Source organism: Microcoleus asticus IPMA8 (assembly GCF_013179805.1).
GTDB classification, from domain to species: Bacteria; Cyanobacteriota; Cyanobacteriia; order Cyanobacteriales; family Microcoleaceae; genus Microcoleus; species Microcoleus asticus.
Window position 1 is genome coordinate 12,730 of record NZ_SRRZ01000021.1, and the last position, 13,205, is coordinate 25,934.

The 13,205-nt window shown below is 44.3% G+C and carries 10 protein-coding genes; 9 read left to right on the forward strand and 1 reads right to left on the reverse strand.

What is annotated here, in order from left to right; translation table 11 throughout:
- The first annotated feature begins 19 nt into the window (after positions 1-19).
- The 6 genes from cpeA to E5S67_RS07875 all read left to right on the forward strand — a co-directional run bounded on the left by cpeA (position 20) and on the right by E5S67_RS07875 (position 5,162).
- Entirely contained in the window at positions 20-514 is a 495-nt protein-coding gene (gene cpeA / locus E5S67_RS07850) for a C-phycoerythrin subunit alpha (protein WP_172186512.1), read from the forward strand.
- A gap of 171 nt (positions 515-685) precedes the next feature.
- The gene (gene cpeY, locus E5S67_RS07855) at positions 686-1,972 is read left to right on the forward strand and encodes a C-phycoerythrin alpha-cysteine-82 phycoerythrobilin lyase CpeY (RefSeq protein WP_172186513.1); all 1,287 of its coding nucleotides are present in this window, start codon (positions 686-688) and stop codon (positions 1,970-1,972) included.
- 121 nt (positions 1,973-2,093) lie between these two features.
- Entirely contained in the window at positions 2,094-2,708 is a 615-nt protein-coding gene (locus E5S67_RS07860; RefSeq protein WP_172186514.1) for a HEAT repeat domain-containing protein, read from the forward strand.
- Between the two features lie 317 nt (positions 2,709-3,025).
- On the forward strand, positions 3,026-3,409 hold the full coding sequence (locus E5S67_RS07865; RefSeq protein WP_246276671.1) for a GNAT family N-acetyltransferase: 384 nt from the start codon (positions 3,026-3,028) through the stop codon (positions 3,407-3,409).
- Positions 3,410-3,818: 409 nt separating this feature from the next.
- Positions 3,819-4,568: an abortive infection family protein gene (locus tag E5S67_RS07870; protein WP_172186516.1), complete on the forward strand. Its 750-nt coding sequence runs from the start codon at positions 3,819-3,821 to the stop codon at positions 4,566-4,568.
- 414 nt (positions 4,569-4,982) lie between these two features.
- The gene (locus E5S67_RS07875; RefSeq protein WP_172186517.1) at positions 4,983-5,162 is read left to right on the forward strand and encodes a hypothetical protein; all 180 of its coding nucleotides are present in this window, start codon (positions 4,983-4,985) and stop codon (positions 5,160-5,162) included.
- A 10-nt stretch (positions 5,163-5,172) separates the two neighbouring features.
- Here E5S67_RS07875 and E5S67_RS07880 read toward each other — a convergent pair whose 3' ends face one another.
- The gene (locus E5S67_RS07880) at positions 5,173-10,881 is read right to left on the reverse strand and encodes a trifunctional serine/threonine-protein kinase/ATP-binding protein/sensor histidine kinase (protein WP_172186518.1); all 5,709 of its coding nucleotides are present in this window, start codon (positions 10,879-10,881) and stop codon (positions 5,173-5,175) included.
- A 601-nt stretch (positions 10,882-11,482) separates the two neighbouring features.
- Here E5S67_RS07880 and E5S67_RS33180 point away from each other — a divergent pair.
- The 3 genes from E5S67_RS33180 (at position 11,483) to E5S67_RS07895 (ending at position 12,839) form a co-directional block, all read left to right on the forward strand.
- Positions 11,483-11,626: a hypothetical protein gene (locus E5S67_RS33180; protein ID WP_246276672.1), complete on the forward strand. Its 144-nt coding sequence runs from the start codon at positions 11,483-11,485 to the stop codon at positions 11,624-11,626.
- A 60-nt stretch (positions 11,627-11,686) separates the two neighbouring features.
- Entirely contained in the window at positions 11,687-11,962 is a 276-nt protein-coding gene (locus E5S67_RS07890; RefSeq protein WP_172186519.1) for a hypothetical protein, read from the forward strand.
- Between the two features lie 487 nt (positions 11,963-12,449).
- Complete coding sequence (locus E5S67_RS07895) at positions 12,450-12,839, forward strand: hypothetical protein (RefSeq protein WP_172186520.1); 390 nt, start codon at positions 12,450-12,452, stop codon at positions 12,837-12,839.
- Positions 12,840-13,205: the final 366 nt, after the last annotated feature.

Genomic DNA, 13,205 nt, shown 5'->3' on the forward strand with positions numbered 1-13,205 from the left:
ACTTTAGGAGTTTTAGGAAATGAAATCAGTTCTCACCACCGCTATTGCCTCTGCTGATGCAGCAGGCCGCTTCCCTAGCACCTCAGATTTAGAATCAGTTCAAGGTTCTATCCAACGCTCTGCTGCTCGTTTAGAAGCTGCAGAAAAACTAGGCAGCAACCTCGACGCAGTTGCTAAAGAAGCTTATGATGCTTGCATCAAAAAGTATCCTTACTTGAACGAATCCGGTCAAGCTAACTCCACCGATACTTTCAAAGCAAAATGCCATCGTGACATCAAGCACTACCTGCGCTTGATCCAATACAGTTTAGTTGTTGGCGGCACAGGCCCTCTGGACGAATGGGGTATTGCTGGTCAACGCGAAGTTTATCGCGCTTTGGGCTTGCCTACTGCTCCTTACGTTGAAGCATTGAGCTTTGCTCGTAACCGCGGTTGCGCTCCTCGCGATTTGTCTCCTCAAGCTTTGACTGAGTACAATGCTCTTCTTGACTACGCGATCAACTCCCTGTCCTAATTAACTGACAGGTTTGTAATGTCGTGACTGGGTAGTTTCTACCCGACAAGTCTAGGAACTCTTGGCTCGTTGCTTTACCGATTTTGGTGAGGTAAGGGTAAAGAATTCTTAGGCTTGTTATTGTGTTTTAATAGGCATATCATATTATAGTTATTGCAGACTGCTAATTTTATGGATAAACGCTTTTTTAGTTTTTTTAATTTAACCGAAGACCAGGCGATCGCCCTTTTAGATACGCCCCAAGCGGAAATCGGGGAAGAGGATTCCCGCTACATAGCTGCTTCCCACTTGATCAATTTCTCAACTGATCGATCGATCGCAGCACTGATGCGAGCAGTACAACAAACCGATCCGGTGCTGGAAAACCGGATTGTGCGCCGCAAATCGGTGGAAACCTTGGGAAGACTGCAAGCTGTGCAAGCATTGCCGGTGATTCGCACCTGTCTGGCGGATGATGACTGCTACACGGTGGAAAATGCCGTTTGGGCGATCGGCGAAATTGGCACTCAAGATCCGGATATTTTAGCAGAAGTTGCTCAATTGCTGGACAAACCGGGACAAACCTACCGGGTAATTATTCACACCCTGACTAAATTAGATTATCAGCCAGCCTTAGCCAGAATTCGCAGATTTGTCGATGATATTGACCCGCCGACTGCTAGTGCTGCGATCGCCGCAATTTGTCGTTTAACCAGAGACTTTTCTCAAATGGGAAAAGTTGTCGCGATGTTGCAACACAAAAATGTCCTTGCGCGCAGATTATCTATTCAGGATTTGATAGATGCGCGTTACTACGATGCAATTCCAAATATTGCCAAATGTCCGGTATCTTTAGTCTTTCGGCTCAGAGGAATTAGGATGTTAGCAGAAGCAGGAATTGCCGACAAATCCCTCACCTTTGCTACCATTAAACCCCATTTGGAACAAACCTTAAGAGACTATCCAGGGGATTTAGATTTAGTGCACAGTTATGAAAAATTACCCGACTTACCGTTTTTGATTCGCCAATTATACGAAACAGATTTTGGACGTTGCTATTTAGCAGCTAAAACGATACTTGAAAATTACTCAGAGGATGCACCAGCCGCCCTGTTTGCGACCTTTGCTGAAGAAGCAAATAATGACTATGGAGCGCATTTTCATGTGGTAAAATTGTTTGGTTGGTTAAAACATTCTCCAGCCTACGATTTGTTATTGGAAGCTTTGCATCACTCTCAACCCCAGTTTCAGAAATCCCGTGCAGGGGCGGCGATCGCCCTGGGGGAACTGGGAGAACAGCGTGCTATTCCAGAATTGAAAGCCTGTCTGGAAACTAAAATCTGGGATTTGAAGTATGCTGCATTAATGGCACTAGAAAAACTTGGTGATGTCAGCGGTTATGAAATTGCTGCTGCCGACCAAGATTGGTTAGTTCGAGCTAAAGTAGATGCTCATACTTCTGTAACATCCGAATTATAGCTGTAGGGACACGGCAGTGGCGTGTCCGGTATCTGTAGGGACACGGCAGTGCCGTGTCCCTACCTGAGAAATGTAATATCTTAATTAAGCTTAAATTACAACACCTAAAACCACAAAAACCATGACAACAGATGCTTTGTTTGAACAACTAAAACACCCGAATCCTCATCTGCGCGATCGGGCAATGTTTGAAATTGCCGATTCGCGCGATGAAAATACAATTTCTCGACTGGTGGGCATTTTAGATGAAGAAGATGTCACCTATCGTCGGGCGGCGGTAAAAGCCTTGGGCGTGATTGGTGAAGATGCCGTACCATCGGTGGTTGAGGCATTGTTAAACAGTGATAATGTGACTGTGCGAGGGAGTGCGGCGAAGGTATTGGCACAAATTGCGATTAATTATCCAGATTTACCGTTTCCTGAAGCGGGCTTGCAGGGATTAAAAAAGGCGATCGACGATCCGAATCCTGTGGTTAATATTGCTTCTGTGATGGCCTTGGGCCAGATGGGTTCCTCTGCTTTTGAGATTTTGGTGGAGTCGCTGAATACAACGGATAATGTGGCGGTACAAGTGGCGATCGTGAATGCTCTTGCTTCTGTGGGCGATCGACGTTGTGTAGAAGTTCTGACCACATTTGCGAATGATGAAGCCGTGGATTCTTATGTGCGGGAATCAGCGACAAGTTCTTTATCCCGGTTGGATTTGGTGATGAATTATAAGCGTGCAGATAGTTAGATTTAGTGACATTTTTAGCCCCACTCTTGAGCGCACACAGCACTTGCAGCTAACTAAGCTATGATAAAACTTTGAGCGTTGATGATTCACGGTATGAATCAACTTTTCGCTTGAAGTTACAAAACTCACCCTCAAGCGGGCTGATAGCTATTGGGAAATCTTGAATTCATACCTCTATTCAGCAACGCCAGCTTTCAGAGTTAACTGGAGTTCATGTGGGAATGCAAATTGAACCATACGACCCTCGCCACCTTGATGCTGTTATTCGTCTTTCGCGAAGGGCCTGGACTCCGGTCTTTGATTCGATTCAGAAGGCGATGAGCGCTGATGTTTACCAGGCATTCTATCCCAATCATTGGCGCGTGAGCCAGCAAAAAGCTGTGGAGGATGTGTGTGCTGCGGAAGACACGAATGTATGGGTTGCTATTGATGCAGATTCTACTGTGGGCTTTGTAGCTATGAAACTACACTCAGAGGACAGCATGGGTGAAATCTACATGGTTGCTGTCGATCAAGACTTTCAAGGTCGCGGCATTGGTAGTGCTTTGATAGAATTCGCTCCCTGTTGGATGAAAGATGCGGGGATGTCTGTGGCTATGGTTGAGACTGGGGGCGATCCCGGTCATGAAAGAGCCCGTCACACCTATGAAAAGGTGGGCTTTGAGCTATTTCCAGTCGCCAGATACTTCAAGAAGCTCTAACTGCAAATGTTAAGTCTCAAGGTTTACTTTGTTCTATAGCTAGTTAATTGCGATCGCTCGATCGAGTCATTTTTGGTTTCACGTTACTTACTCATTCACAAGCAAGGACGTGATAGGATCAACCCAACCTACAGCGAGGGGCGATCGCACTCCTTCCTACTCCGCCTCCACCAACCAGCAAAGCTGCATCGAAGCACTGGTTACGACATTAGGTTAATGCTCGATAAGACCGATATTAGGAAGTGCTATCAAGCAATTCTGACTTTGAATAGATAGTTAGGTCGTAGGATTGGTGGTTGAGCCTATACTTTGAGGTTGTGTGGCTTTCAGTATGAATTTGAGTGTTGATTAGGCAATTTGAGTTAGTCTAGGTTAGACTGCTGAGGTTAGAATCCAGCTTTTAGAAAGTATGACGACACGCTTAGACAAAGTACGGCAACTCCAAGAGATATTTATCGCTCGTGCGACACATGGTGATACCAGTGATGAGGATTACAGTAAACTCCGCTTAGAGTTATTAAGGGATAGCGGAGTCAGAGATCTTCTTCCTCAATTTGTTAAGACTTGCGACGAACTCTCAAAATTCTGGGGTTTCATTAAACCAAGGTTCAGTACCTACGCAGAACGAAAGGCGTTTATATGGGATGAATTTAGTTCAGTGATTGCATCTCTGGAGGCAAATATTATTGCGGCGCATCCAGCAGATGATGACATTTCCGCTATTCTTGTCGATTTTGATACCGATCATGTTCACATTGCTTGGCAAAAAGCTCTTGAACGCCGCAATGAAGATCCAGAAGCAGCAATTACTATGGCACGTACATTAATTGAATCAGTTTGTAAACACATTTTGGATGAAGCAGGTATTACCCACAGCGATAGAGATGATTTGCCTAAACTTTATTTTGAAACTGCCAAACAACTTAATATGGCTCCTGAACAGCATCAAGAACAGGTCTTTAAGGAAATTCTTGGTAGTTGTCAGACGGTGATTAAAGGACTTGGTACTTTACGCAATAAGCTGAGTGATGCTCATGGTAAAGGGAAAAGAGCTGTTAAACCCTCTCCTCGACACGCTGCACTTGCCGTCAATTTAGCAGGTTCAATGGCAGCATTTTTGGTCGCAACTTGGGAAGATCGCTCTTCCCAAGTGACTTAACAACTCAGTTGGCGGGGACGGTCGAAAGTCGCTGGGTGTGTGCGGAAGTTATTGGTAGCCGCTCAACCAGAACATTAGACTTCTATGTATGCGGCATAAGCTATAGGTTGTGATCGCATAAAGACCGATCATTAGAGCTTCTAATTGGAACTTCTAGAGATTGCAGGTACGACCAATGCTGGGAGAGTGAAGTGTGACAGCTAGATTCACAGTTTGAAATCTGATTTCGCGAGCACGTTCCCGTGTGCCGAAGGCATCGCATTCTATCCTTCAGCTTAATCCTGTAGAGAGAGGAAAGTTTTAGAACAGCCTGGTAAAACACGCTCAAATCGGCCGCCAATTTGAAGCATCTTTTTTTTACTTTCCAGATGCGAAATGCCGGAAATTTAGGCTGCAAACCAGAGGGGATTTGTTGTGAGATATCGAAGGCTGCAATCATGGTTCCGCGATCGCTCGATCGTTCTCCGCTTCTTGCTCATTGCCCTTGTCGTCTCAGTCTTGCTGTTAAGCGCTAAGGCAAGCTTGTTTGAGAGTTCTGCGATCGCACAAATCCCGACACAATTCCCGCCATCGAATCCCTGGAAATACCAATAACAACTACTCGTCAGGTTTGGCTTTGCAAAGCCAATTTTTGAGAGTCCTGTCGAATAGGAATCTGAATGATGAACTCTGCCCCCTGACCGGGATGAGAAACACACTTCAACTGTCCGCGGTGTTTTTCTACCACAATCTGGTAGCTGATTGACAGCCCCAGACCGGTGCCCTTCCCTACGGGTTTCGTCGTGAAGAACGGGTCGAACAGCCGCCGGTTCACTTCCTCTGTCATACCGGGGCCATTGTCACAAATGCGAATCACAACAAATTGGGGAGCTTTCCGGGTCGGGGCGAGGTTGTGGGAATCCACCTCAACCGAAGAAACTGTAGAGCTTTCCGCAAGGGGGGGATTGGAAATCGGGGATTTTTCTCCTTCCCCATACACCACTGAGGTGCGAATTGCGATCGTGCGCGGCCCCCTTTGGTCATGGAGAGTGTCGATCGCATTCGCCAGTAAATTTACAAACACCTGGTTCAGTTGGCCGGCATAGCACTCCACCAGCGGCAGCGGGCCGTACTCTTTAATGATTTGAATAGCAGGCTGGTCTAATTTAGCTTGCAGTCGGTGCTGCAAAATCAGTAGGGTGTTATCGATGCCCTCATGGATATCGACCTCTTTCATTTCCGCTTCATCCAGTCGCGAGAAGTTTCGCAGAGAGAGGACAATTTCGCGAATTCGGTCTGCCCCCACTTTCATCGAATCCAGCACTTTGGGTAAGTCTTCCATCAAGAACTCTAATTCGATTGCCTCGATATCCTCAACAATCGCTGCTGTGGGATGGGGGTATTGTTCTTGATAGAGTTTCACCAGTCCTAGTATGTCTTCACTGTAAGTCCTGACGTGAGTCAGGTTGCCATATATGAAGTTAATCGGGTTATTGATTTCGTGGGCAACCCCTGCCACCATATGTCCGAGGGAGGACATTTTCTCAGTCTGAATTAGCTGGGTCTGGGTGCGCTTGAGTTCTTGGAAAGAAAGCTCTAGTTGTTCGGCTTGTTTTTTTAATTGCGCTTCTGATAGTCGCAGAGCTTGCTCTATCTGCACGCGATCGCGAATTTCCTGGCTCAGGAGCAGATTTTTTTCCTTTAATTCCTGCGTCCTCTCTTGCACTTTATGTTCTAAAGTCCGGCTGTAATCTTCTAATTGCTCATTGGCTTGTTTCAGGTTGTCAGTCGCCTCAGATAAATTGGCATAGAGTCGGGCATTTTCCAAGGAAATCGCCGCTTGAGAACAGAGCACGGTTAAAACTTCCAGGCGATCGGGAGTAAACGCGCTCCTTGTCAGATTATTTTCCAAGTAAAGCAGACCAATGAGCTTTCCTTTATGGACAAGCGGCATACATAAAATTGACTTCGGTTGGGCGTTAACTATATAGCTATCCCTGGTAAAAAGTCCCTCTTGAGTTGCATCATTTAAAACCACATTTTTCTGAGTTCTAGCAACATAATTGAGCAGAGAAAACGGCAATTTATGAGTATTTTCTATCGGTGTGGATTGCAGGACTACGACCTCATCATTATCTATGGTTGCCGTCCCTTCTACCACCAGTTGACCATCTTTTTCTAAAATGAAGTAGCTTTTTTCAGCCCCAGCATTCTCGATCGCAATTTTCAATAACTTAGAAAGCAGACTTTCCAGAACAATTTCGCCAGAAATAGCTTGAGAAGATTTCATCACAGAGGCGAAATCCAGTGCTGCAAAACTCCCCGTATTCGTCGAGGTGGTCGTCCGCGATACGTCAAGGCTGGAGACTTCTGCGGTCAGTATTCGCGAGAAGAATTCAGGATATTCTTCTGATAAATCTTTCACTTTGGCCTTCGCTCCCCAGCGAATATAGCCATAGTAAGCATCCGTCAAATAAATCTCCGCTATCTTCTCCCGGCCGCGAGAGAAATAAAACTCGGCGGCCCGTTCATTAGCTAGGGCTTCTTCCTGAATGTATCCCTGTTCTCTGGCTCCTAGAATGCTAGCGTCATAATACTCCATCGCTTTTCCAATTTTCCCCAATACCCGTGCTTTCTCCGCCTCCACTAATTCGTACTTATGCTGGAAGTTAGACGGGGCATGAAATGCCCATTTCTGCATTGTTTCTTGATTAGCTTCAACTAAGCTGATGTATTGTTGTTGTTCGGCGTGTGAAGCTTGAGGATAAACAGCGAGTAGAGCGAGGGAATAATAGAAGTTGTGAGGAGCACTAACTACCATTCCGAACACGCTGAATACGTGTTCGGCGGCTAAACTGGCATTGGCAACGGCATTCTTTGGTTCTTTAAAGAGATATAATAGAATTGTCTTGGCTAGATAAGTAATAAATAGCAAAGTTCTATTGTTAGTTTCAATAAAAACAGGCAAGATTTGTGTTTCATTAAAACTTTTACCTATCAACTGACATTTGGTTTCAGATTCATTTTGAAGATTTAGCGTCAATTGGTGAAATATCTGGATGTAATAAATAGAATAGTCTTGTTTTAGTTTGAGCGCTAAATCAAGATATTGCTCTTGTTTCTCTTCTACAATGTCTAATCCCTCCCCGGTCAAAAATATGCTCGCACAATAGACAGTAACACAATAACCGGCATATTCTATATCTCCAGTTTCCAGTCCACTTTGAAACGCTGACAGTAAGGGGACTAAAGCTTTTTTAGCTGGCTCTTTCCAGTGTATAACCAAACCATAAAAGAATTCATTAACTTTACATTTAAGCGAGTTGGCATTGAATTTATTCAACAACTTTAAGGCCAAGTTACCCGACTGATATCCGGCATCTATATCTCCTATTGCCGAGCACAGCATTACACTATAAAAAGCATACACCAAAGCAGCAATAGGGGAATGGCCATACTCCATGCAGATTTTAACCGAAGTCACTGCAAGTGGGAGCAAAATTGCGGGATTAGCAGTAATAGCAGGAGAAAGAAGAGAAGTCAGTATACTTAAAGCCGCTATTTTGTAAGGGTCTGTCATCTCTGGGATATTGTCTAAGTCGGCGATATCTGGCAACTCAACCAGAAAACCTCCGTTACCTTCGTCATTTGACAAGGAAATACCAAGCAGATCCAGCACTTGCAGCCCAGTATCAATGGCTTTTAACATTTGATTTTGAGCCATATAAAACTGGATTTGTAGCTCGTATACTTTCACTTTTTCGAGCAGGGTACTAGCTTGTTGTAAAACAACTTCAGCAAGAGCCGCTGACCTTTCGTAATTGGTATTAAGATATTCCGCTTCTACGGCTTCTACATAGAGTGTTAGTGTCAGATCGTAGTGACTCTGCCAACTGTTTTCTGCCAAGAGTTCTAACCCTACTTTTAGTAGCGTGACAGCAGCTTCATAAGCTGTTGCTGCTTTGGCTTTTCGACCCGCTATTAAATTTAATTGAGCCAGCTTGTATTTTTCTTCTTGTTCAGTAATGAATTCTACTCCCACATTGAGCTGGTTAACAATCTCAAAGATATTTTTTTCAATTTCCTCTGCTGAAGTATGCTCCAGTAGCAGTTCACCAATTTTCAAGTGGGTCTGTTGTTTCTGAGATTCGGGAATAAGAGAATACGCCGCTTGCTGCACCCGGTCATGGAGAAATTTGTAAGCGATAGGCGCGTAATGGCTGTCAGGAAAAGCGGCAGGTGAGCATGATAGCAGAGGAGAATCGGGAGCTATTCTCTCCTCTGCTATCATGCTCATTTCATCGGAGGTAAAAACAAGAGGGATTTTGTAGGCTTCGCTCAGGGGCAAAACCAAGCCAGCCTGAAGTGCTTCCCACAAATCAGTTGCCGTTTCCGACTGAGATTTTTCATTGACAATAGCCAGAACGTCTAAATTAAATTTGTCTCCAATACAGGCGGCTAACTTTAAGACATCCTGCGTCTCCTCCGGGAGTTTTTGAATATTTCTGGCAATCAGTTCGACGACATTATAATCCGTGATGCCTACCGCTTGAATTTGGTTTAATGACCACTGCCAGCAACCAGCACTAAATTCAAAGGTCAATAGCTTTTCTTGATGCAGAGTAGCGAACATCTGAGTCAAGAAGAAAGGATTGCCCTGGGTTTTATTGAAAAGTAGCTCGGACAATTCAGAAACCCGGTTTCTCGGAGCGGAAGACTCATTCAGGGTATCGGCTACCAGCAAGCTGACGTTGCCAATATCCAAAGGACGGAGGGTGATATTATTTACAACCGCCCCATTCTTTTGAATCTCTTCCAACGTCAGCATCAACGGATGCGTCGGACTAACTTCGTTATCTCGATAGGCTCCCATCAGCAGTAAATATTTGCTGTCCGGGTCACAAATCAGCAGATGAATCAACTTGAGCGATGCAGAATCCGCCCACTGTAAGTCATCCAAAAAGACGACGAGCGGGTGTGAGGGTTTAGTAAATACATGAATGAATTCTTTAAACACCCGATTAAAGCGATTCTGGGATTCAGATGGGCCCAATTGCGGAACAGCTCCTTGAGGGCCGACAATCAGTTCGACTTCGGGAATGACATCTACTATGACTTGGCCATTTGAGCCTAAAGCTTCTAAGAGTTGCTCTTTCCAAATGGCTAGTTTTTCCGAACTTTCTGTTAACAGATGTCCCATCAAGCCCTGAAAAGCTTGAATCAAAGAAGCATAAGGAATATTTCGCTTTAATTGGTCAAATTTACCGGAGATAACATAGCCGCGCTGCCTGAGAATCGGTTTTTGAACTTCATTCACTAAGGAAGATTTGCCAATCCCTGAGTAACCGCTCACTAACATCATTTCGCTGGTTCCGCCGGAGACTCGCTCAAATGCTGCCATCAAAGTTGCTACTTCTTGCTCGCGACCGTAGAGCTTTTGCGGGATGAGAAATTGTCCAAATTTATCCCTCTTACCGATGGGAAAGTTGTCAATTTTCCCCTTCGTTTGCATTTGATGACGGCATATTTCTAGGTCAGCTTTTAGTCCCAGCGCGCTTTGGTATCTGTCTTCAGCCGTTTTGGCTAATAATTTCATTACAATGTCAGAAATCGCTTCGGGAATCTCACCGATTTGCTGATGGGGTGGCACGGGTCTTTTAGCGATATGGCAGTGAATTAATTCTAGAATGTCGGTGGCTTGATGGGGCAGCTTTCCAGTCAGAATTTCATAAAAGGTGACACCTAATGAGTAAAAGTCGGTGCGGTAGTCAATTGAGCGATTCATCCGCCCGGTTTGCTCTGGTGACATATAGGTGAGGGTACCTTCTAGCAAGTTGGGACTGCTGAGAATCTGGTTTTCTCGCTCTAGGTGCGTGGCAATGCTAAAATCGATGATTTTAATTTGACCTGTTTTGGGGTTGATAATGATATTATGCGGTTTAATATCTTTATGAATAATCTTATTTTCATGCAGTTGAGCTAGAGTTTCTGCCAGATGAATAGCCAGACTCAGAAATTCGCTGATTTCAAGGTGTTTAGCTGCGATTAGGTTTTTCAGGGAGTCTCCTCCAAAATCTTCTAATATCAGCGCCAGACCGTTATTATGCTTTTCCAAAGAGTAAGCTTTGACTATCCCGGCTATGTCCAGAGTTTTGAGGATTTTATATTCATGTCTCAACCGCGCGATTTCTTCTATTGTGGGATACTCGGCTTTGAGGGTTTTTATTATAACCTGAGTTGGCTCGGACTCCCGAACCCCGCGATAAATAACTGTATTGACACCTTCATGAAGGGGCAACGATAAGAGTTTGTAACCGGGCAGCGTGGTTTTCATATTTGTTTTTTCGATGAGTCCGATTATTCAGGCATGGAATTGATAGATGGGAACCTGAGACAGCGATGTTCGATCGCCTGTAGGGAAAAATTAAACTAGCAGAGCATCAGCTTGTTAGCAAATGGCAATATTTTCTCCCCTCATTCAATACTAAAGTGCATCATGGTCTAATGTTTAACTATAATACCTGTGCTGGAGTTGGAAAACCAAGAATTGGTGCTTGTCCAAGCCCATCCAGATAAATTATGCGATCGCACTAGGTCAACCATCTGTTTAAAGGTCTCTGGACGTACTCCGCACAGACGCTTAAAGTTTTCAGAACTCAGGTTTTTTACATCCAAATAGCTGATTATGTGTCTCAGCCTAAATTATTCCAGCTTAGGATTATACATCCTACTACAACCTATTTGGAGCACTTCGACCGGGCGCGATCGTTGCTCTTACCAGGGTACAAGTTGCGATCGCCTTCCCTACTTTTGCAAGAGGTTTATTGTAAGAGTCTGCTAGCCATGACTGAGTTACTTGAGCGCGCGTTAACGAAGCCCTCGAAGAAGATCGGTAAGTTGAAAACCCTGTCTGCAAGTGAGCAAAAGGCGGCTCAATGATTCTGGAAGAACTTGAAGACCATCCCAGATGCGATCGAGCATTTGCTCGTTCTCTCGACGTTATTGCCAAACTTGCAGCCTCAGCAATGGCTGAGTATTCCGCAGGTAAAACCCAAGAATTCGCTCCAGAAAGATTGTGAAGTCGCGTATTACAGCCCCATTCCGTAACAGAATCTACAGTTACAAAAAATGGGGAATGTATGCAAACAATCTCTTTGAGTCGTGAAAAAGTCGCGCGTCGTGCGAAACATTTGTATGAGAGCAGCATCCGCCCCAAAAATGAATTAGAAGAGAATATTGGCCATATGGTCATCATTGATATAGAAACAGGCGACTATAATAAATTTGATGAAAATAGTTTACACGCTGCTGATTACCTGAGTGTGAAACATCCCAATGTTAGACTCTTTGGTATCCGTATTGGATATAACGTTGCTGGAGTTATAGGTGGTTTCATGGAGCCTGTGCCTAAGTGATTTTACTTATGGTAGTTGATAGATATGCTAAACTTAATTTTATTTAATTTTGCTTTAAAGTCAAGCTATTTGACTTTAACTGTATGAGAAATTTCACTGCCGTTGTTCAGAAAGACCCTGACACTGCTTTATATGTAGCGTATGTTACTGGTTTCTCAGAGAGCGCATTCTCAAGAGAAACTTGAGACGAGCTATAAGCTAACCTACGTGAAGCGATTGAAATGCTGTTGGAAAATGAGAAGATAGCCTTCCATCGCTCTTCAATGAGCGTGCGATCGCCCTTTTAGTATTTATTCTTAATTCTTCTAGTTCCGATAATTGCTAAAATAGAAGCCAATACTAATCGAACTGCAACTCATGCTAAAAACCATCGAAGGTATTTGCATCACTTGCCAAACAATCCTATAATGATTCATCACGATCTTGATGATTGTTTCATTCTTATAACTCAGTTAATATGCGATCGCTTGTATTGACTATAGCTCTCATGTGTTTAGCCACCCCCGCTGTTGCCACAACCTGCGAGGAAAGCTTTCAAAAAAAGGGGGATTTTTTGAATGGTGCCGCCTTTTCTGCACGTGTTCAGGTTGAGGGGTTATCGATAGAGAGAGCATTTTCCCTATTACGACCCATTTTGGCCCGCGAGGGCATCAAGACTCTCAGTACGGATCTGAACTTAGGTGTAATGAAAGCCGAAAATCCCGCAACAGCATTTCAGCGTGCTTTGCCAATTGACGTATTTGCCTCAATGGACGGCAATTTATTAAATGTTGAGATGATCTTTACCCTTCCGAGTGGCGTGGGTGCAAGTAAAGACACGGTGAAAGGATACTTGTGTGGTGCACTAAATCAATTGGTACCCCAAACTACAAAGTAATATTTAATCATTCATTTGATGAATTGTAGTTTCCAAAACTCGATCGCAATACGCAATACTTTAAAATTACCAGTAGAGCGATCGCTCTTCAATTCGGTGCGATCGCTCTGTTAGTTTATAGTCTTATTTTTATACGGAGAGTGCGATCGCTTTTTGGTTGCGCGATCGCCGAGTTGTACTATACTGCCCTCTGTAAAGAAATTACCAAAATCCCCAGAGGAATATCGGCGGTAAGCGGGTTGCTAAAATCGGTCGTTGGCGCTGGCATTTTTGGCCCTCAAATCGCTTTCTTTGGATTAATTGACCTTTTGATTCTGCCTTCTACTTTCTCCCTTGGGCGACACAAGCGGGGGGTAATGCCCTCCC

What these genes read in the sequence shown, in the direction of transcription:
- E5S67_RS07880 (WP_172186518.1), bottom strand. Translation starts at nt 10,881, where the DNA reads ATGAAAACCACGCTGCCCGGTTACAAACTCTTATCGTTGCCCCTTCAT.
- E5S67_RS07865 (WP_246276671.1), top strand. Translation starts at nt 3,026, where the DNA reads ATGAGCGCTGATGTTTACCAGGCATTCTATCCCAATCATTGGCGCGTG.
- E5S67_RS07895 (WP_172186520.1), top strand. Translation starts at nt 12,450, where the DNA reads ATGTGTTTAGCCACCCCCGCTGTTGCCACAACCTGCGAGGAAAGCTTT.
- cpeY (WP_172186513.1), top strand. Translation starts at nt 686, where the DNA reads ATGGATAAACGCTTTTTTAGTTTTTTTAATTTAACCGAAGACCAGGCG.
- E5S67_RS07890 (WP_172186519.1), top strand. Translation starts at nt 11,687, where the DNA reads ATGCAAACAATCTCTTTGAGTCGTGAAAAAGTCGCGCGTCGTGCGAAA.
- E5S67_RS33180 (WP_246276672.1), top strand. Translation starts at nt 11,483, where the DNA reads ATGATTCTGGAAGAACTTGAAGACCATCCCAGATGCGATCGAGCATTT.
- cpeA (WP_172186512.1), top strand. Translation starts at nt 20, where the DNA reads ATGAAATCAGTTCTCACCACCGCTATTGCCTCTGCTGATGCAGCAGGC.
- E5S67_RS07870 (WP_172186516.1), top strand. Translation starts at nt 3,819, where the DNA reads ATGACGACACGCTTAGACAAAGTACGGCAACTCCAAGAGATATTTATC.
- E5S67_RS07860 (WP_172186514.1), top strand. Translation starts at nt 2,094, where the DNA reads ATGACAACAGATGCTTTGTTTGAACAACTAAAACACCCGAATCCTCAT.